The organism is Staphylococcus caprae (genome assembly GCF_003966625.1).
Classification (GTDB): Bacteria; Bacillota; Bacilli; order Staphylococcales; family Staphylococcaceae; genus Staphylococcus; species Staphylococcus caprae.
Genome location: NZ_AP018587.1, coordinates 449051 through 469106, shown reverse-complemented (window position 1 = coordinate 469106; position 20056 = coordinate 449051). Strand labels below are relative to the sequence as shown.

The following is a 20056-nucleotide window of genomic DNA, read 5'->3' as shown; positions in this document are numbered from 1 at the left end:
TACTATGGATGCATGTGTTTTCAAAAAAAGTCTTGTATAATCTATCTCAAGAAATAAACAAAGGAGCCATCCAAATATGAAGACACTATTAAAAGGCGTTATTTCAGTCCTTATTATCTTAGGAATCATCAAAACATTCCAAGACCACGATATCCTTAATGAAGCAGGCCATTACTACGAACAAGCTAAAAGTGGCGAAATTGTTCAAGATTTCTCTAACTTTAACTTCAATAACTTTAAAGATTTAGACTTAGAAAACTTAAAGCCATCTGACTTTTTCTAATACATTTAAATAACGTAACAACGATCCGAAATTGAAATCACAATCATTATATTTTCAATACTAATAAATACACGTTCAACAATTTTTCCATTTCACATGCCTGATCTTTTGATTGTTCACTCAATTTCTTAAATATAAATGCTATCACACGTGCGTAATCCTTATCGATGACGTACGTGTTTTTATTTTCAATATTATTAAACAAAGAGATTGACTTATATACCTATAGGGGGTACATTGAACTTGTGAAAAGAAACGGAGGCGTTCCTATGACACATAAAACAACGACGCTAGATATTACTGGAATGACATGTGCGGCATGCTCCAACCGTATTGAGAAAAAACTTAATCGCCTTGACGATGTTTCAGCACAAGTTAACCTCACCACTGAAAAAGCAACAATCGAATACGACGCTGATCAATATGATTCCAAATCATTTATCTCAGAAATACAAAAGTTAGGCTATGATGTTAGAACAGAAAAGCAAGAATTAGACATCACAGGAATGACATGTGCCGCGTGTTCCAATCGTATAGAGAAAGTCCTCAATAAAACTGAAGGAATCCAACACGCTACAGTCAATTTAACGACGGAGCAAGCATTAGTATCTTATTATCCTAATGCCATAAATACGGATCGAATCATTCAACGTATTCAAAAATTGGGTTACGACGCTGAACCGATAAATAACGACGATGATCAACAAACGTCTCGTAAAGAACAAGAACTTAAAGCAAAACGCACGAAATTAATTATTTCAGCTATCTTATCAGCACCGTTATTACTTATGATGTTTGTTCATTTACTTCCGCTTCATCTACCAGCAATTGTAATGAATCCGTGGTTTCAATTCATTCTGGCTACGCCTGTTCAATTTATTATTGGTTGGCAATTCTATGTGGGCGCTTATAAAAACTTGCGTAATGGCTCAGCGAATATGGATGTATTAGTCGCTGTAGGCACAAGTGCTGCATATTTTTACAGTCTTTATGAAATGATTCAATGGTTAACTCACCACGTAAATGAACCTCATTTATATTTTGAAACGAGCGCAATCTTAATTACTTTAATCTTATTTGGAAAGTATTTAGAAGCACGTGCTAAATCCCAAACAACGAATGCACTTGGCGAGTTATTAAGTTTGCAAGCTAAAGAAGCGCGTATATTAAGAAACAATCAAGAAGTCATGGTAGCACTTGATGAAGTCATCGAGGGTGATACTTTAATCATTAAACCAGGAGAGAAAATTCCTGTTGATGGTGAAGTCATTAAGGGTAGCACATCCATTGATGAATCCATGTTGACAGGTGAATCTATACCAGTTGAAAAAGTCATTGGTGATACTGTTATTGGTTCAACATTAAATAAGAACGGGTCAGTGCATGTGAAAGCAACTAAAGTAGGTCGTGATACTGCTTTATCAAATATTATCAAAGTCGTTGAAGAAGCCCAAAGTTCTAAAGCGCCTATCCAAAGACTAGCGGACATCATTTCTGGCTATTTTGTACCTATTGTAGTGGGTATTGCCATAGTCACTTTTATTGTGTGGATTGTATTCGTGCATACAGGTCAATTTGAACCTGCATTACTAGCTGCAATATCTGTTCTCGTTATTGCATGCCCATGTGCTTTAGGTCTAGCAACGCCTACATCTATTATGGTAGGTACGGGCCGCGCTGCTGAAAACGGTATTCTATTTAAAGGCGGCGAATTTGTAGAACGCACGCATCATATTGACACGATTGTATTAGATAAAACGGGCACAATTACTAATGGTAAACCTAAAGTTACAGACTACGCTGGTGATTTAGAGACACTTCAACTTTTAGCGAGTGCAGAGAAAGCATCTGAACATCCACTCGCTGAAGCCATTGTCACTTTTGCTGAAGATAAAGGGCTCTCCTTATTGGACAATGAATCATTCAATGCGAGACCCGGACATGGCATTGAAGCAATGATTAATGAAACACACGTATTAATTGGTAATCGCAAATTAATGCATGACTTTGATATCACGATTGATGCAGACAATGAACAGAAACTTGCTCAATATGAACGACAAGGTCAAACTGCTATGATGATAGCCATTGAACAAGAACTTAAAGGCATCATTGCTGTTGCTGACACTGTAAAAGATACTGCAAAACAAGCTGTATCTGAGTTACAAAATATGAATATAGAAGTTGTTATGCTTACAGGAGACAATAAACAAACCGCACAAGCGATTGCTCAAGAGGTTGGTATTGACCGAGTTATCGCGGAAGTGTTGCCGGAACAAAAAGCAGAACAGGTGTCACTTTTACAAGAAGAAGGAAGAAACGTAGCAATGGTTGGTGATGGTGTCAATGACGCACCAGCCCTAGTAAAAGCTGATATAGGAATTGCGATTGGCACAGGTACAGAAGTAGCAATTGAAGCTGCAGATATCACTATACTTGGCGGAGATTTATTACTATTACCTAAAGCGATCAAAGCGAGTAAAGCGACGATTCGCAATATACGTCAGAATTTATTCTGGGCTTTTGGTTATAATGTCGCAGGTATCCCAATTGCAGCCTTAGGCCTTCTCGCGCCATGGATTGCCGGTGCTGCTATGGCATTAAGTTCAGTCAGTGTGGTTACCAATGCACTTCGTCTTAAAAATATGAAATTATAGGCTTTAAGTAAACTTTACTTTCAAAATTTGCAAGGGCGTTTTAATATAGTAATTAGAAACAAGCGGAAAACCAATAAGGAGTGGGACTTATGACAAAGGAAACGATTCAAGTAGAAGGAATGAGCTGTGAACATTGCAAAGATGCAGTGGAATCTTCTTTAGCTAAACTCAATGGCGTTCATACTGCAGAAGTAAATTTAAATGAAAAACATGTTCGCGTTGTATACGACGATTCAAAAGTCAACGTTGCTCAAATGAAAGAAGCAATCGAAGACCAAGGTTATGACGCGAAATAAACTAAAATAATCAAGCATGGAGTGAAATGCGATATAATTATCGCTCACACTCCATGCTTTTTTAATTTGATTCACATTTACACGTCATACATATTTGCGAGTTGTGTTAATCTTTCTGCTGCTTCTTCTAGTTGTTCGTCATCTAATGCAAGAGAAATTCTGACATAATCATTCCCATTTTCACCAAACGGTATACCTGGTGCGACTAGAATAGATTTCTCTTGTAATAAATATTGTTCAAATTCTTCGCTATTATATCCAGGTGGCGTATGCAACCACGAGTATATCCCACCTTTAGAATGAACGAATGGTAACTTCGCCTCTTGTAGTTTTGCTTCAAACATATCACGTCTTTTTCTAAACGTTTCATTTTGTTCTTTTAAAAAGTCGTCATAATGATTGAGCGCATATGTTGCAGCATCTTGCAGTGCTCCGAACATTCCTGCATTCGTATGTGTTTGATACTTTTTCAAAGCTTGAATCATCTCTTTATTCCCTACTGCAAAACCTACTCTAAAACCTGACATGTTGTATCCTTTAGATAATGAAAAGATTTCTATCGCAACTTCTTTACCATCTTTCGAGGCAAGAATGCTCGGATTTTTAGCATCAAATCCAAATGCACTATAGGCGAAATCGTGGACAATTTTAGTATCTGTATCCTTAAATTTTTCAATTGCTTCATCAAAGACTGATTGTGTGGCTGTAGAACCAGTAGGATTATTTGGATAGGTTAAATAAATTAATTTTGTTTCCTTTAAAGTTTGTGGGTCAATCTTATTCCAATCTGGTAAATAGTCAGGAGGTTCAAGTTCAAGTGGCACTGGTTTCGCATCGGCCAGCATGACACCTGCTAGATAATCAGTATAACCTGGATCGGGTAAAAGTACGGTTTCTCCAGGATTCACAATACATGTCGGCAATGCTACAAGTCCATTTTTTGTTCCATACAAGATACATACTTCATCATCTTTGTGCAACGTTACGCCATATTGTCGTTGATAGAAATTCACAATAGCTTCTTTAAATGATTCTTTACCGTGAAATGCACCGTATTTTTGATTTTCAGGGATACGTAATGCTTCTGAAAAATGATTGACAATACCTTTGGGCGTTTCACCATCAGGAATCCCTACTGCCATATTTATCAGTGGTAGAGGTCCATGTTCAACTTTACGCCCCATCGTTTTACCAAAATAACTATCAGGAATTGCTGCAAGTCTATCTGAAATAACCATCATAAGCCCCCTCGAATTCATCTATGTCCTCATGTTATCTTCAATTTTATCAACAACCTTAATTATGTCAATATTTACAATATTCTGAACTGAATCAATTTAAAGTTGCCCCACTCATTATATATACTGTTTCTCTTTATATTTTAAATTTAAAAAAGAACCCACAAATGTGAGTTCCTCAAAGTAAAATAAATTAATCATAACAACGACAAAATCTTCTCTTTTAAACACCATTCTCAATATCTTTTAACATTTCATTCACTGTAATCTTAGCACTTGTAAGCACGATGGGTACACCAGCTCCTGGATGTGTGCTTGCTCCTGCAAAATATAAATCTTTGTAATCTCTTGAAACGTTCGGTGGTCTATAATAATTACTCTGTGCTAATGTAGGCATTAAACCAAACGCTGTACCAAATTTTGCGTTGTATTCCTTTTCAAAATCAATAGGCGTAAATACAGTTTCAGAAATAACGTGTGATCTCACGTCTTCTAGCGCATCAATCGTTTCTAATTGATGATAAATAATGTCTTTTACTTGTTCAATGATTGATTCATCTTTCCAATTAATCTGACCAGTCTTCAATTCAGGTGTAGGCATTAGAATATACAATCCAGTCTTACCTTTCGGCGCTAAACTTGAATCTCCAACTGCTGGCACATAAACGTAAATTGATGGGTCTTCTGATATCCTACCGCCAAATATTTCATCATTGTTTTGTCGAAATCGCTTAGAAAAGACCACATTATGAAGCATGACTTCATCAGTAATATCTTTATCTATACCGATATACATCATAAATGCAGAACAAGAATAATCTAAACGTTCAATTTTACTAGGTTTATATTTTTTAACTCGAGAGTGAGACGGCATTAACTTCTCTGCAGCATAAGGAAAATCTGCAGTACACAGGACTTTATCAAATCGTTGCACTAAGCCATTGACTCTCACGCCATCCGCTTGTTTATACTTAGGATCAATGATGATTTCATCTATCTGAGCATTGAGTTGTATTTCAACGCCTAAATCTTTATTTAATTGAACTAAACCCTGCGTCATGCCATACATGCCTCCCTTAATAAAGTGGACGCCAAACATCATTTCGACCATTGGAATAATCGAATATAATGAAGGGCCTCGTTTGGGATCGATTCCGATATATAGCATTTGGAATGCCAGTAATTTTTGAATACGTTCATTATCAATATAATTTTCTATTAAATTATCAGCATTATTTAACGTTTTTAATTTCAAACCTTGAATGATGGATTCCAAGTTATAGAAATCTGAAGCCTTTCTGTATGTTTTCTCTAGAAAATGATAACGCGCAATTTCATAACGTTGATAAACATCCGTTAAAAATGACATAAAGCCATGCGTAGTACCAGGTTCAATACTTTCTAGCGTTTCTTGTAACTCTGCTAAATCTGTCGGTACGCGTACTTTATCATTTTTCCCAAAATATACATCATAGATATATGGCAACTGTTCCATTTCCACATAATCTTCAAAATTTTTACCGCATTCTTCAAATACTGCTCTATATACTTCTGGAATCATCACAATAGATGGCCCCATATCAAACGTAAAACCATCTTTCGTGAATTGACTCATTCGCCCGCCTATACGATTATTCTTTTCAAAGATGGTTACACGATTTCCTTGAGAAGCAAGTCTAGCTGCCGCTGCTAAGCCAGTGACACCTGCACCTATCACAGCAATATTCATACCACATTCCACCTATAACTGATATTTATTTTTAATCTTTCTATATAATTTCGCTTTATTAAGCTTTGAAACGTAGACACGACGATGTAAAGTATAAGACGCTTTTCTTACTTCATCTAAAATAGCGCGATATATCACTGCTGCTAATTCTATAATGGGTTGGGCTTCTTTATTAAAAGTGTCAATATTCGACAACGCTATTTCATAATCATCTTCTGCGATTGCTGCAAAATATTCCCATAAATCAATATATTGATTTGAAATGCGATGGTTGAATTCATTTTCAATGGAGACATCAAAGCGCGCAAGACTACTTTCACTAAAGTAAATTCTGCCATTCTCAAAGTCTTCACCTACATCACGTAAAATATTAGTGATTTGCAACGCTTCGCCTAATTTACGTGCGGTAGCATACGTCTCCTTATTCGGTGACTGAGCTAGTACAGGTGTTAAGACCTCACCTACTGTTCCTGCAACTCCATAACAGTAATTTAAAAGTGCTTCGTCCGTTTCAAACATTTCAAAGTTCTGATCCTCATAAACACTTTGAATCAGGTTATAAAATGATTGGTACTCAATCGTGTAGTGTTGTGAAACAACATATAGTGCTACCATAATAGATTGATTACTTTTAAATTCGTGATGGCTGATATCAATTGTGTTTTCAATATATGAAATATCTTCATGAATATCTTTTAGTATTTGAGGATTTTCATGCACATCAATACTGTCATCTATAATTCGACATACTGCATATATCACCCATACTGCTTGACGTTCTTGTTCAGGCAAGAAGTCAAAGGCATATGAAAAGCTTTTAGAATGTTCTTTCATAATTTGATGACAATATTTAAAATTTTCTTCATTCGTTGTCATGATTCTCCTCCTAATTGTTATGAGATTTGTTTACTTTTTAATTTATTTTAAATGAACGACCTTTCCATTCGACCTTTTTAGAAAAATGCGTATGTCGCCAAGAATTTGCGAAGATAAATATGAAAAAGATAAATAATACCGGATGTAATATGAGCAATACCATTGAGAAAGCACCCACTCTTCGATGTAATCGTACAAATTGGCACGTGTATAAAACATAGAATAGGTAAGACACAATTCTTGATGCAGGCTTGGTAAATACACTTATCAATAGTGTTAGAGTGGACGTGATTGAACCCATTAACCACATAACAATAGCTAACATGATTTGCGGTTGTGTTTTATTTGCCCCTACTGAAAAGTGTTTCGTCCACCCCTGTATAAGCGATTGAATACCGTCTTCATACATCCGAAATTTAACATCGTTTCCACCCTCGTAAACCGTTACAGGTAATTGTACACTTTCAAACTTTTCTCCTAAAGCAAAACCTTCAATAATTGAATGCTGTGCATTTTTATGTCCATCCGTTTTAAAATAATCATCTCGATGCATTAATGTAATAGGACCAAAAGCAATATCGTTATTAGATTGACGAGCTAAACTTGAGAACTGATTCACCCCGACAACCGTCATCAAATTAAAAATTGCTGATAAACTCTCATAAAACTTACCCGTTTCATGAAAAGGTTGAACACTGAGTAATCCATGATTATGTTGTTTGCGATACGTATTTAATATCTTTTCAATCGCATGGGGATGACCAAACGTTACATCTGCATCTACAAACATTAATAGCTCTGATTGTGCATTTGTAGCACCTTGATAACAGGCATGGGATTTACCAAACCATTGTCTATCGAAATTCTGTTCTGTCTCGTACACTGTCGCACCAAATGTTTGTGCAATCTCTTTTGTGTTATCTTTAGAACCATCATCCATCACAATCACTTCATAAATACCTTGTTGCCCTTGCAATGATTGAAGCAAATGAGGTAGCCGACGTTCCTCATTTCTCGCTGGGATAATAATTGTGACTTCATTACTATGAATAATAGGGCTTTGCGATGATAGTAATCGATGTCTTTGATTAAATATAAGTCGACCACATATGAGTGAAATCGTAGATAGTATAGTAAGTATGAATTGTATCATTTTCAACTACGATCACTCCTTCTGAGCTTCGATTGCATTAATTTTATCAGCGACTTGAAGTCCACTTAACGTTACCATTGGCATCCCTCCACCAGGGTTTACTGATCCTCCTACAAAGAACAGATTGTCGAAATACTTGCTATGCTTAGGGAATTTGAAGCCTTTGTTTTTCTTTTTATCAGCCACCACACCATAAATGGCACCTCTATGAGAGTGATAGTGTTGGCGAATATCTTCTGGCGTCCACATATCTTCATAAATCATATGCTTCCTTAAATCAGTGAGTCCCATTTTTTCTAATTTAGTTAATACACGTGTTTTAAACGCTTCATAGTCTTCCTTTTTGAAGGGTTTATCTTGAATATATGGAATATGCGGTAATACTTTAATATTTTCAAACTCATCAGGCGCTTGTTGTAAATCAGTTTTGTTCGAATTCACAAGATAGATGGTAGGGTCTTGTGGCAACACTTTTTGATGAAAGACTTCATCATAATTTCGTTTAGAATCGTTGGAAAAGAAAAAGTTATGGTGTGCCAATTGCGGATATGATCGATTGACACCTAAATGCATCACATACCCTGAACTCGCTGGTTCATATGTCTTTTCAAGTTGATCGATCTTTTGTTGACTAAAATGAAGCAAATATTTGTATGTCGGAATGACTTCCATATTCGAAATAATGTAATCAGCCTCAACGATGTCACCATTAGCAAGACGTACACCAGTGACATTATGATGATACGTTTTAATATTGTTCACAGATGTTCCCGTATGAAGCTCTACGCCTTCTTCAATCGCAAGTTGCTCTAATGCTTGAGCCAAGTGGTGTATGCCTCCTTTGACATACCATAATCCTTGTTCTTGTTGCATATGAAATAACATTGAAAGCACAGCTGGCGCATCATAAGATGATGAACCTACATATTTAATGAAATAACCCAATATTTCTCTTAATCTCGGATTTGAAATATATCGATGAATGGCCTGTTGCATCGTTGAAAAGTAATCAAAACCATGTAACGCTTTCAATGGTCCATGATATTTTAATATTTCAGGTAATGTATCAAGGCCATGATTAAAGTACCCCTTTTCCGTAAAACGATAAATACGTTCAGTGTATTTAAAATATCGATCAAGTTCTGCTTTATCCTTCTCATTCAATTGCACGTTGTTTAATACTGTAGCTTCATTATTTTCATATAGATCAATCGTTTCACCATTTGAAAAGAAATTTCTCCACTGCAATGGTAAACGTTCAATTTCGACATAATCTGACATCTTTTTATCACTGTAATTAAATAATTTCTCAAAGATATAAGGCATCGTTAATATTGACGGTCCTAAATCGAAACCAAATCCACTTTCATCTAAGCGATTGACTTTACCACCAATATGATTATTTTGTTCAAATAATTTCACGTTGAAGCCACTTTGAGCCATTCGTATTGCAGCGGCTATACCACCTAATCCGCCACCTATAACAATAACTGACTTTGTCATCATTTCTTCCCTCGCTTTTCAACTAAACGAATGAATCGTTCAATTCTCGGTCGATTATATCTCTGAACAATAATGATAGGTACATGACTAAATACGACATACAATAAATTGATATATTTTATGTATTTAGATGTCTTAATGAACACAATCAGAGGAACCATTGATAACCAATGAACTAATTCGGCTCTTCTCATTTCCAATAATAAATGACGTGTTTCTTCTATATTATTAGTTAAATCACTTTTATCATAAATCGCACTATTGAGTTTTGTACCTTCAGGGATCAATTTTTTCCACTTACTTATTTGGAGTGTATCGCCCCAAATTTGACCACCTTTTTCCCATTGAAAAGGACGAAAAAAGTGCGCATTCTTATCAAAGAAGCGTAACGGTATGCGAGTTCCCAATTGTGCGATACTCATCTGTACTGAAAACCAGAAAACACTATGTAAAATCACTAATTGAGCTAACTTTTTAATGTTCTTCATCATTTCACAGCTTTCTTTAAAAGATACAGAAACCGATTGATAGTTATTCGTTTATATTCCCTTCGATATAAGGCATGAAACGCTTAAGTTACTTTATTCAACACAATTAAAAAATTGCATAAAAAAAGAGGATGACTGATGTCATCCTCGAACATTTATAACTCGATTGTGCTATCCAGTTATAAATTAAATCTTACCACCAACCGTGGCTAGCGCGGAAATCAATTGCATTTGATAATGAACCGTAACGGCTGTTAGCGTAGTTAATCATACCTTTAGTTTGAGAAGCTACTGAACCAGTACCCCATGATTCCATAGTTTGACCTAAACCTCTGTAACCAGCTGGGTTTACTGCGTTAGGATTACCGCCTGATTCTGGCATTACGATAGCATTCCAAGCAGCTTCAGTACCACCAGCAGCTAAGAATTGAGCTTTAACTGATCCACCAGTTGAAGCTGAGCTTGAAGATGGTGCAGAGTATGAAGTAGTTGAAGTGCTGTAGTTATGGTGACTAGTAGTTGGCGCTGAAACAGCTTCAACATTAGTGTTACTTGATTGTGTATTAGAACTTACTGATTGGTTTGAACTTTCTTGGTTGTATGATTGAGTGTAGTCAGCTGATGAAGATTGAGAACCAGCTGCTTGGTAACTCCATGACCAGTTAGTACCATTAGAAGTGAAGTTGTATTCGAAACCATTGTTTACGAAATGAATATCGTATGCGCCAGCTTGAACTGGTTTTGCATTTAATTGATCAGGGTGGTTTTGAGCTAAATCAGCTAAGTGAGCTTGATCTACGTTTGTAGCTTCAGAAGCGTGTGCTTCGTGACCTGTTAATGCAAAACCTGCAACTCCTAAAGATAAAGCTAATGATGTAGAGATAACTGTCTTTTTCATAATATAAAATCCTCCAGATATGTTTTAAAATTAAAATTTGTAAATTATATTCTTAGTGTTTAAATTTCGTTGTGCGATATTGAAAATGTTTTTTGTTAACTTTTGACGGTATTCACTATACCATAAAAAATGCATTTGTATATTACACGTTCCTTACAAAAAATTACAATGCATACTTAGTTTTGTAATCTTGAAATATTTATGTATCGCTTTGTAACATATAATTCCTTAATAATCGTTTAAAATTTCATCGATATTTGTGGTTTTACATCAGTTCTTTAATAGGTTTGACTCAACTATTAAGTTATCTGTAATATTACAGATTTCAACTTTGTTACACTACCGTAATAATTCTATAATCTAATTTTGCTCAATTCATCTAAAAAAAGATGACTTTCAAAGAGAAAATCCTTGAAAATCATCTTGATATTAAATCCATGATATCGTTTTACAGCACTTCTTCACATCTATTAATGATTGTTTGTAGTACTTTAATACGACTTGTCTTTTTGTGATCTGCTGGTATAACGTGCCATGGCGCTTCATTCATATTTGTATGCTTAATCATATCGTAACTCGCTTCTAAGTATAGATCCCATTTTTCTCTATTTCGCCAATCTTCATGTGTAATTTTCCATTGTTTATCTGGATTCTTTTCTCTATCTTTAAATCGCTTTAACTGCTCTTTTTTATCTAAACATAAGAAAAACTTGATAATTAAAGCTCCTTCATCTGTCCACATTTGTTCAAACTGATTAATTTCCTTGTAAGCCCGTTTCCATTCTGCTTGTTCAGCAAATCCTTCAACTCGCTCAACAAGAACTCTTCCGTACCAACTCCGATCAAATATTTCTACATGCCCTGATTTTGGCATTTCTTTTGCAAATCTCCATAAATAGTGATGATTCTTTTCAACATCAGTCGGTGCACTTATACCATGAACTTGATATCCTGTTGGATCGAGTTTCTCCCTTATACGTTTGATATTTCCGCCTTTACCTGCTGCATCCATGCCCTCAAATACTAAAACTAATGGTATTTTACGTTCATATAATGCAAATTGGAGTTCTCTCATCCTATTTTGTAATATTTCCATTTGGTCTTTGTATTCTTTTTTATGAATTTTAGGTACTTCTATATCGAATAATGATGTAGAAAAGTTTTTATTAAAATTACCATCGATAACGCTTTCATGAGTTTGAAAGTTGTCTATAGCAGATTCTAATCTTTCTATTATATGTAGATACATATTTTCGATTGCTTGCTTTCTTTCAGTATAATCAATGACCTTCCAATCATCACTATCATTTATTATTTGTCGCATTTCACTTATGTAAATGTCTTGAGGTATGACTTTCTCATACTCTTGTACTTTCCATTTCATTAATGGATTTTCTTTTGTTTGTTCAATATGTTCTTGACGCTTTTCTTCATTGATTTCGATGAAAAATTTAATGATTTCGTAATTATCTTTTTTTAACATATTTTCAAAATCATCAATTTGTCTAATCAAAACATCGTAATTCGAATATTGATTCTGTTTAATTTGATTCTCTTTATAGTCGAGATAATGTGAATACCAACTTCTAAAATAAATATTGATATTACCTTTCTGCGGTAATGTATTCCAGTACTTTTGCAGAAATTGATATCTTAGATTATGAGCTTCTGGTGATTTAGTAGCTATAAAATCGGTATACTTAGCATCTAGGTTAAGTAATAATTCATTAGATAAGCGCGTTTTACCTGAAGCTGGCACACCTTCGAATAATATCATGACAGGAATACCTAATTCGTGTGTCTTTCTGCTTAATTGTGCTACTTTTAATTGCAATGCTTCTATATTATATGACATCGTTTCACCCTTTATTTTTGATACATTCAAAAAGCAACTCTATCATTGTTAATTTTAGCACATAAAAAAACTCTCCAATGCCTTAAACATTGAAGAGTAAAAACTGTAGACAACCTCTGATTAATATATCAATACTTCGTATTGCTTAGCTCCCTTGCCGCGGGCATGGCTTGGGAGTGATACAGAATTCTAGATTTCAAGAATTCGTATTATCACCCCCGCAAGGATGATTAGATGTTGAGCCTACATTAGCTCAACATCAATCAGCTACTGCGTAGCCTGTCTTTTAAAAAATCAACTGACTTACAAGTAGTCTCAAGACGCATGCTATTCCTGCAGGCGTGTCGCCATCAATACTACGTATTTCTACTAAGAATAAAATATTTCCTATTGGTATCATCTTACTTAGCGTGCATTTAAGTAAATACGACTCCGTTATTAAGATAGTTTTTTAAGTCTGCCATATGCATTCTCACTTCGTCTACAGTTCAGGATGCTCATTTTCATCCCATAAATTTAAATATGTCATTTGAATATAAGCGAATGACTTTTCTTAGTAATAAATCTAAAATCCATGCAACTAAAAATGGTACAACAAAGAAGGCAACGACAATAAGTAATACACTTAGCCATGGTGAATCAACGTGCATAAATTTGAATGCATTAATTGGCCCTACCATTCCTATAAATCCAAAACCTGCCGATTCCTTTGTTCCTCCAATACCAATCATTCCTGAGGCAATACCTGATAAAGCTGCTGTAATAAAAATAGGTACCATAATCACAGGGTATTTCACCATATTTGGCATCATCATTTTCACTCCACCAAAGAAAATAGAAAGTGGAATACCTAAGCGATTGACTTGGCTTGTTCCAATTAGAAGTACCGCTTCTGTTGCAGCGATACCGATTGACGCAGAACCCGCTGCAATTCCCGATAAACCAATAGCCATCGCAATAGCTACCGTTGATAATGGTGAAATGATAATAAAACTGAAGACCATTGAAATAAGCATACTCATTAGTACTGGTTGCAATTCAGTAAAGCTGTTCAGCATATTTCCTATACCAGTTGTAATCAATCTTACATATGGTAACGTAAACACACCTATAGTAGCAGACAATCCACCAATAATTGTTGGAAAGACAATCAGTGCCATACTGCCTACACGTTCTTCTACAAGTAAAATCAATAACACTGCAATTGCTGCTGTAATCATCGTATTAATGAGGTCCCCTATACCTGCGATGACCCATGCACCGTTTTTAAATTGAGCTGCGCCACTTCCAACATACGAGGCACTCGCAACGACTGCGATAGCTAAAGGTGTTAGATTAAATTTCATTGCGATAAGCGCACCAATAAGCGCTGGTACAGTAAATTGGATGGCTTGTACGACTCCTAATAAAGTTTTAAAAATAGGATGATATTGCATAAAATACTTGAAAATTTCTCCCAAAATGGCGTTTGGAACGAGTCCCGCGACAATCCCAATCGCTACCCCTGATAAAACTCTAAAAATAAAATCCTTTGGTCCGTCAATATTTCTAATCGCTGACATGACTTAAACCTCCCAATATGCTAAGTAATCAATATGTATATAAAACAGAAGTCTTGATAGGCAATGTATGAGTCAATTAAATGATTCTTTGATGCAATAAACTTAGAGGGATATCTAATAAAATTCATACACGCTTCTCAAGACTATGAACAATAGTATATCATATTTTTCTGAAAATTTAGATAATTATTTTTGGATAAATTTTACAAATTTAGAAAATACTATCTAGAAAGCGAATTATTTAATAATCTGGGTAACTTGTAATACAATCTAGTCCGTGAAAATCTAAAATTCATCATTAATGACAATAGAAAAATTGGTCCTATTTAGTATAGAGCCGAAAATTCAAGATAGAATAATCTAAACATATAGAAATCCCTAGTAGAGAATTCGGTCAGCCCAAAAACGCTACTAGGGATTTTGTTTTATATTGTCTTAATTTATTTATCAATTAATATTATGCTTCTTCAACGTCTTCTTCAGTTTCTGTAGGAATCTCTGTTTTACGAGATTCTTTTTTATATTTTTGATACATCAGGAATAATACGCCAATCCATACAGGTATAGAAAGAACTGCCAAACGCGTACTACTATTAATAAGTAAAATCACAAAAATGAAAGCAAAGAATACTAAAATACCATAAGCCATGTATTTACCGCCTGGCATTCTATAATTACTTTCCTTATGCAACTCTGGATTATGCTTCAAGAAACCAAGATATGCGACCATAATCACTGCCCATATTAAGATATTTAATACAGTTGAAAATGTAGTGATTTGAACGAATACTTTCGTTGCGTCTTTAAAAATTGCATTTAAAATAACTGAGATACTTAATAATCCACAAGTCACAAGAATTGCGTAGTATGGAACGCCATTTTTATTTGTCTTGTGTAAGAACGCTGGTCCCTGCTTTCTTCCTGCTAATCCAAACATTGTACGACTATTCGCAAAGATACCACTGTTACATGATGATGCTGCTGCAGTTAATACGACAAAGTTAATAATTCCTGCAGCAAATGGAATACCAATAAGTCCAAATAATTTTACATATGGACTGTCATCAGGATTTAATTTATCCCATGGTACGACTGACATAATCACAGCTAACGAACCAATGTAGAAAATTAATATTCTGAAAGGTACATTATTAATTGCTTGAGGAATCGTCGTATGTGGATCCTTTGTCTCACCTGCTGTAATACCTATTAACTCAATTCCAATAAACGAGAATATTGCCATTTGGAATGACATGAAAAATCCAGAAGCACCATTCGGGAAGAAGCCACCTTCCTTCCAAATGTTAGTTACTGTTGCTGGACCATATTGTGTCTTCATCGCAAACACAATCATAACGATACCAATAATGATTAACGCAAAAATCGTGATGACTTTAATAATTGATAGCCAGAATTCTAACTCTCCAAATAACTTTGCACTAAATAGGTTTAAAGCAACTAAAATTAATATTGTAGCCGCAGCTGTAATCCAGTTCGGCATTTCTGGATACCAAAAGTCAACATATTTTGCTACAGCAGTCACTTCTGCCATACCAGAAATAATCCAAGTTAACCAATACGTCCAACCGACCATGAATCCTGCCATAGAACCTATATGGTGATGCGCAATATCCCCAAAAGATTTAAATCCTAAATTAGATAAAAGCAATTCTCCCATTGCTCTCATAAACATAAATAATATAAAACCAACTATAATATATGTCAGTAATATAGAAGGTCCTGCTAAATGAATTGATGCACCTGCACCTAGGAATAACCCAGTCCCAATAGCGCCTCCAATTGCAATCAATTGAATATGCCTATTACTTAATTCTCTTTGCAGCTTATCTGCCATAACTTCATTCTTCTCCATTTCGTGGAGTATATTTATGTCTGAATGTTAATGTATAATTAGATACCCCTTTTTATCTAATAAACAATTCTTCTCAAAATCAAATCATTTATTCTTGTAATTTTTATAATACCCTAAATAATTAAAAACAATCAAATACTTATGTATTCATCGAATCTCCTTCGTTGACATCTGCCTATTTAGAGAAGATAATTTAATTAAGTTAAACAACACGTGTTAGGTAGGTGAAAACATGGACGCTACTAAAATTGATCCTCGTATTATCAGAACTAAAAAATTACTTGTTAATGCCTTTCAAAAAGTATCAAGAGAAAAGAAATTATCTCAAGTAAGTGTTAAAGATATCACCGATGAAGCGACAGTGAATAGAGCGACATTCTATGCGCATTTTACAGATAAATATGATATTCTCGATTACACACTATCTGTAACTATTCTTAAGGATTTAAACGATACTTTAAATATTTCAGAAGTAATTAATGAGGAAATTCTTTCTAATATATTTATTTCTATTGCCTATTATATGGTTGAAGTTCAAGATTCTTGCGAAATGAACAGTGAAGAATTCTGTAATCAAGCGCATAAACGTATCAATAATGAACTGGAGGATATTTTCACTATTATGCTTGAAAATAGTTTCCCTAGTCATGAACGAGAGATACTGGTAAATAGCGCAAGTTTCTTAGCAGCAGGTGTTTGTGGATTGGCTAAGCATTGGTTAGAAACAAGCAAACTCACGCCAGAAACATTTATTAAGAAAAATCTTCCTTTCCTCATTCAACATATTACACAACTTTAAATTTTATTTGCTTACAACCACTACTCACACATTGTGAGTGGTTTTTATTTTTTAATACATTTAAACAACACATATGATTATATGTTGCTTAAGCAACTTTTAATATGAGCATGTTGGTTGTAAAAGAACATCCATGAGCGTATATTGAATTTAAACAACATGTGTTGTATAGATAATAACTGTTGTTTTATTCCTAGAAAATAAGGAGGATATTCATTTATGAAATTATTAGATAGAATTAATCAATTAGCAAATAAAGAAAAAGTTGAAAGTTTAAGTATTGAAGAAAAACAAGAACAACATCAATTAAGACAAGAATATTTGAAAATGATTCGTGGACAAGTACTTACAACATTTTCAACAATGAAAGTACTTGATCCACTTGGTCAAGACGTTACACCAGACAAAGTTTACGAATTACGTAAAGAATATGGCAATATTCAAGAATAATTTGTGGTATAAATAAAGGCGCCATGTACTAAAATAATGTACACGGCGCCACTTATATTTTTAGAGTTTCTAAGATTTTAATCTGTAGAAACTCTTATGCAATAGACCTGGTCTATTGTATTCCTCTAAACAACTAAGATTTTAATCTGTAGAAATTCTAATGTAATAATTATTAACCTTAACAAACTAGAAAGTTAAATTTATGTCCGTCTGGATCAGCGAACATTGCTCCATAATAACCCTGCTTTACTCCTGGTGGATCGATAATCGTTCCCCCTGCAGACTCTACTTTCTCTACTAATTCGTCCACTTCTTTATTTTCTTTCACCCCTAATGAAATCATTACTTCATTAGGATGCGCGTCAACTTCTTGATGTGATACAGATTCGAAATGATTATTTTCTATTAATATCACAATGGTTTGGCCAATCGAAATACCTACCATCTTATCTAACATGTCAGGATTTTTATTAATTTCAAATCCTAATGTTTTAAAAAATTGCTCACTACGGTCTAAATCTTTAACATTTAAATTAAACCACATTGAATGCATCATATCTTCACCTCTTAAATTTGATGATTAACAGAAAGTCTAAAAATCTACTTCGGCAATCCATTTATCGAGTGTTAAACGCGTTGGGTTGATACGTTCCATTTGTACAAAATCAATAACATATCCTTTTTCTTCAAGCCAGCTTCTCTCAGCAGTACCACTTGAAAATGCCCCTTCGATTTCTGTAGGTTTGCCTGTCACCGTCGCAAATGTTTTCACTACTTCATTTAAAGTAAGTTCATCAGAAGCAATTTCTAATTCTTGATGATTGTATGATTCTGCATCTTCGAATAATGTGGATGCAATTTTAGCAATATCAATGGAAGAAATCATTGCAAATTTCACATTTGGATTAATAAACTCTGGTATTTTAATTTCTCCATTTTCTACTTTGGTGATTCTTAAGAAATTATCCATAAAGAATGAAGGTTTGATAATTGTAAAATTTAAACGTGATGCTTTGATTTTATTTTCCAATTGGGCTAAAGCTTCAAAATGCGGGCCAGTTCTATCACGGTTCACTCCACCAGCCGTACTATAAACTACATAATTGACCCCTTGTCTTTCGGCCGTATCAATAATCATTTCACCTTGTCTTAACTCTTCTTCAACATTATCCGGAATAATTGGTTGCACACTATACAATCCATACTGATCTTGCATTGCTTGAGCCAAACTATCTTCGTTGCTTAAATCTCCCTCGAAGATTTCAAGATGCTCATTCTCAATAGACGTTAATTTCTCATTATTTTTATTTCTTGTAAAAGCACGCACATGCCAACCATCTTCTAACAATTGTTTCACAACAGCATTACCTTGTTTACCAGTTGCTCCAATTACTAAAATACTTTTTGTCATTTTATCTCTCTCCTATTGTAAAAACCAATAATCTTCTTTTTCACCTTTTAAATAAGTATATTCTTCAGGCGTATCTCCATTTTCTTTAATATTTGAATTCATTACATCACGAATATCCCAAACGAGATGAATAAATCTTTGAAGTTGATTACCAAAGAAACCATTTGGTGCATTCATGTTCAATACCTTTTCCACTTCTTCTACTGAAATACTCATTTTATTAGCAATATCTTCCATACTTAACGTTGATTCATTGAAATGTTCTTGTAATTCTATAGCAGTGATACGTCTTTGTTCTTTATTTAATGACATGAGTCAATCACTCACTTTCATATAATTTCATTGTTATATAGTCTCTTATTTGATTTCGTATTTAGCATGACTTATAATAAACGGAGCATTATCCGTTTGTCAATAATTATTAATTAAGAAGGTGAATGTATTGCGAAAAGATGCTTTAGAAAATCGTCAACGCATAGAAGAAAAAGCCATTGAGTTATTTAAAGAACATGGTGTTGATACCGTCAGCATGAATAGGATTTCTAAAGAACTAGGAATTGGTATGGGTACACTTTATCGTCATTTTAAAGATAAAAGCGATTTGTGCTATCACATTATCGAACATGATTTTGATGAAATTATCCATCAAATGAAGCGTGTAGCCTCAACTTCTCAATCTAAAGAAGAGATTATGAAACAATCCCTAGATGTTTTTCTTAAATTTAAATTTGAAAATAGTGATTTATTAAATTGTATTGAGGAAAGTAATACTAAGACTCAATTTCATCATAGCCAATTTTTCTCTGACTTATTCGATTTCTATTATGATTTATTTCATGACGGTCATGATGAAAGATGGGCTACATTCAAAACGGATATGCTATTAAAGTCTTTATCTACAAAGGCTTATGAAATTCAAAGAAGTAAAAGACAACTTTCAAATAACGAAATTAGAGATAACTTAATGAGACTATATTTAAATTAA

Annotated in this window: 19 protein-coding genes; 6 read left to right on the top strand and 13 right to left on the bottom strand. The window is 34.3% G+C overall.

Annotation, left to right across the window (positions count from 1 at the left end; all coding sequences use genetic code 11):
- Positions 1-76 precede the first annotated feature (76 nt).
- From JMUB898_RS02045 to copZ, 3 genes are all read left to right on the top strand, one after another.
- Complete coding sequence (locus tag JMUB898_RS02045) at positions 77-283, top strand: hypothetical protein (RefSeq protein WP_002444354.1); 207 nt, start codon at positions 77-79, stop codon at positions 281-283.
- Positions 284-552: 269 nt separating this feature from the next.
- Positions 553-2940 carry a heavy metal translocating P-type ATPase gene (locus JMUB898_RS02040; RefSeq protein ID WP_037541809.1) on the top strand — a complete coding sequence of 796 codons (2388 nt, stop codon included), beginning with the start codon at positions 553-555 and terminating at the stop codon, positions 2938-2940.
- Between the two features lie 89 nt (positions 2941-3029).
- Positions 3030-3236, top strand: coding sequence for a copper chaperone CopZ (copZ, locus tag JMUB898_RS02035; RefSeq protein WP_002444362.1), 207 nt, complete (start codon positions 3030-3032; stop codon positions 3234-3236).
- Between the two features lie 77 nt (positions 3237-3313).
- Here copZ and JMUB898_RS02030 read toward each other — a convergent pair whose 3' ends face one another.
- From JMUB898_RS02030 to JMUB898_RS01985, 10 genes are all read right to left on the bottom strand, one after another.
- Entirely contained in the window at positions 3314-4474 is a 1161-nt protein-coding gene (locus JMUB898_RS02030; RefSeq protein ID WP_037541681.1) for an aminotransferase class I/II-fold pyridoxal phosphate-dependent enzyme, read from the bottom strand.
- 223 nt (positions 4475-4697) lie between these two features.
- Positions 4698-6203: a phytoene desaturase family protein gene (locus tag JMUB898_RS02025; protein WP_044466420.1), complete on the bottom strand. Its 1506-nt coding sequence runs from the start codon at positions 6201-6203 to the stop codon at positions 4698-4700.
- Between the two features lie 12 nt (positions 6204-6215).
- Positions 6216-7079 carry a phytoene/squalene synthase family protein gene (locus JMUB898_RS02020; protein ID WP_126501893.1) on the bottom strand — a complete coding sequence of 288 codons (864 nt, stop codon included), beginning with the start codon at positions 7077-7079 and terminating at the stop codon, positions 6216-6218.
- A 37-nt stretch (positions 7080-7116) separates the two neighbouring features.
- Positions 7117-8238, bottom strand: coding sequence for a glycosyltransferase family 2 protein (locus tag JMUB898_RS02015; RefSeq protein ID WP_044466419.1), 1122 nt, complete (start codon positions 8236-8238; stop codon positions 7117-7119).
- Between the two features lie 6 nt (positions 8239-8244).
- Complete coding sequence (locus JMUB898_RS02010; RefSeq protein ID WP_037541683.1) at positions 8245-9735, bottom strand: phytoene desaturase family protein; 1491 nt, start codon at positions 9733-9735, stop codon at positions 8245-8247.
- Positions 9735-10223 carry a glycosyl-4,4'-diaponeurosporenoate acyltransferase CrtO family protein gene (locus tag JMUB898_RS02005; RefSeq protein WP_037541810.1) on the bottom strand — a complete coding sequence of 163 codons (489 nt, stop codon included), beginning with the start codon at positions 10221-10223 and terminating at the stop codon, positions 9735-9737. Before JMUB898_RS02005 ends, JMUB898_RS02010 begins: the two co-directional genes overlap by 1 nt.
- 193 nt (positions 10224-10416) lie before the next feature.
- Positions 10417-11121 (bottom strand): aggregation-promoting factor C-terminal-like domain-containing protein, encoded by a 705-nt coding sequence (locus tag JMUB898_RS02000; RefSeq protein ID WP_002444378.1) that lies wholly within the window; start codon positions 11119-11121, stop codon positions 10417-10419.
- A gap of 448 nt (positions 11122-11569) precedes the next feature.
- Positions 11570-12976 carry a polyphosphate--AMP phosphotransferase gene (locus JMUB898_RS01995; protein ID WP_002444380.1) on the bottom strand — a complete coding sequence of 469 codons (1407 nt, stop codon included), beginning with the start codon at positions 12974-12976 and terminating at the stop codon, positions 11570-11572.
- Between the two features lie 503 nt (positions 12977-13479).
- Positions 13480-14538, bottom strand: coding sequence for a PTS sugar transporter subunit IIC (locus JMUB898_RS01990; protein WP_002444382.1), 1059 nt, complete (start codon positions 14536-14538; stop codon positions 13480-13482).
- Between the two features lie 457 nt (positions 14539-14995).
- Positions 14996-16393: an amino acid permease gene (locus JMUB898_RS01985; protein ID WP_037541684.1), complete on the bottom strand. Its 1398-nt coding sequence runs from the start codon at positions 16391-16393 to the stop codon at positions 14996-14998.
- 250 nt (positions 16394-16643) lie between these two features.
- Between JMUB898_RS01985 and JMUB898_RS01980 the strand changes: the two genes are divergently transcribed.
- Complete coding sequence (locus JMUB898_RS01980; protein ID WP_002444386.1) at positions 16644-17210, top strand: TetR family transcriptional regulator; 567 nt, start codon at positions 16644-16646, stop codon at positions 17208-17210.
- 219 nt (positions 17211-17429) lie between these two features.
- Positions 17430-17660 (top strand): DUF896 domain-containing protein, encoded by a 231-nt coding sequence (locus JMUB898_RS01975; protein ID WP_002444388.1) that lies wholly within the window; start codon positions 17430-17432, stop codon positions 17658-17660.
- A gap of 178 nt (positions 17661-17838) precedes the next feature.
- On the opposite strand, the gene JMUB898_RS01970 is transcribed toward JMUB898_RS01975, so the two are convergent.
- Genes JMUB898_RS01970 through JMUB898_RS01960 form a run of 3 tightly spaced genes read right to left on the bottom strand, consistent with a single transcriptional unit; the run spans position 17839 to position 19383 of the window.
- Positions 17839-18216: a VOC family protein gene (locus JMUB898_RS01970; protein WP_002444390.1), complete on the bottom strand. Its 378-nt coding sequence runs from the start codon at positions 18214-18216 to the stop codon at positions 17839-17841.
- Between the two features lie 36 nt (positions 18217-18252).
- A complete protein-coding gene (locus JMUB898_RS01965) occupies positions 18253-19071 on the bottom strand; it encodes an NmrA/HSCARG family protein (protein WP_002444392.1) in 819 nt (272 codons plus the stop codon).
- 12 nt (positions 19072-19083) lie between these two features.
- Complete coding sequence (locus JMUB898_RS01960; RefSeq protein WP_002444394.1) at positions 19084-19383, bottom strand: DUF2316 family protein; 300 nt, start codon at positions 19381-19383, stop codon at positions 19084-19086.
- A 130-nt stretch (positions 19384-19513) separates the two neighbouring features.
- On the opposite strand from JMUB898_RS01960, the gene JMUB898_RS01955 reads away from it, so the two are divergent.
- On the top strand, positions 19514-20056 hold the full coding sequence (locus tag JMUB898_RS01955; protein WP_037541685.1) for a TetR/AcrR family transcriptional regulator: 543 nt from the start codon (positions 19514-19516) through the stop codon (positions 20054-20056).

Bases quoted from the DNA above. Each gene is read 5' to 3' on its own strand.
- copZ (WP_002444362.1), top strand. From the start codon at position 3,030: ATGACAAAGGAAACGATTCAAGTAGAAGGAATGAGCTGTGAACATTGC.
- JMUB898_RS01970 (WP_002444390.1), bottom strand. From the start codon at position 18,216: ATGATGCATTCAATGTGGTTTAATTTAAATGTTAAAGATTTAGACCGT.
- JMUB898_RS01990 (WP_002444382.1), bottom strand. From the start codon at position 14,538: ATGTCAGCGATTAGAAATATTGACGGACCAAAGGATTTTATTTTTAGA.
- JMUB898_RS02040 (WP_037541809.1), top strand. From the start codon at position 553: ATGACACATAAAACAACGACGCTAGATATTACTGGAATGACATGTGCG.
- JMUB898_RS01995 (WP_002444380.1), bottom strand. From the start codon at position 12,976: ATGTCATATAATATAGAAGCATTGCAATTAAAAGTAGCACAATTAAGC.
- JMUB898_RS02000 (WP_002444378.1), bottom strand. From the start codon at position 11,121: ATGAAAAAGACAGTTATCTCTACATCATTAGCTTTATCTTTAGGAGTT.
- JMUB898_RS02030 (WP_037541681.1), bottom strand. From the start codon at position 4,474: ATGGTTATTTCAGATAGACTTGCAGCAATTCCTGATAGTTATTTTGGT.
- JMUB898_RS01960 (WP_002444394.1), bottom strand. From the start codon at position 19,383: ATGTCATTAAATAAAGAACAAAGACGTATCACTGCTATAGAATTACAA.
- JMUB898_RS01965 (WP_002444392.1), bottom strand. From the start codon at position 19,071: ATGACAAAAAGTATTTTAGTAATTGGAGCAACTGGTAAACAAGGTAAT.
- JMUB898_RS02020 (WP_126501893.1), bottom strand. From the start codon at position 7,079: ATGACAACGAATGAAGAAAATTTTAAATATTGTCATCAAATTATGAAA.
- JMUB898_RS02025 (WP_044466420.1), bottom strand. From the start codon at position 6,203: ATGAATATTGCTGTGATAGGTGCAGGTGTCACTGGCTTAGCAGCGGCA.
- JMUB898_RS02010 (WP_037541683.1), bottom strand. From the start codon at position 9,735: ATGACAAAGTCAGTTATTGTTATAGGTGGCGGATTAGGTGGTATAGCC.
- JMUB898_RS02045 (WP_002444354.1), top strand. From the start codon at position 77: ATGAAGACACTATTAAAAGGCGTTATTTCAGTCCTTATTATCTTAGGA.
- JMUB898_RS02005 (WP_037541810.1), bottom strand. From the start codon at position 10,223: ATGAAGAACATTAAAAAGTTAGCTCAATTAGTGATTTTACATAGTGTT.
- JMUB898_RS01975 (WP_002444388.1), top strand. From the start codon at position 17,430: ATGAAATTATTAGATAGAATTAATCAATTAGCAAATAAAGAAAAAGTT.
- JMUB898_RS01980 (WP_002444386.1), top strand. From the start codon at position 16,644: ATGGACGCTACTAAAATTGATCCTCGTATTATCAGAACTAAAAAATTA.
- JMUB898_RS01985 (WP_037541684.1), bottom strand. From the start codon at position 16,393: ATGGCAGATAAGCTGCAAAGAGAATTAAGTAATAGGCATATTCAATTG.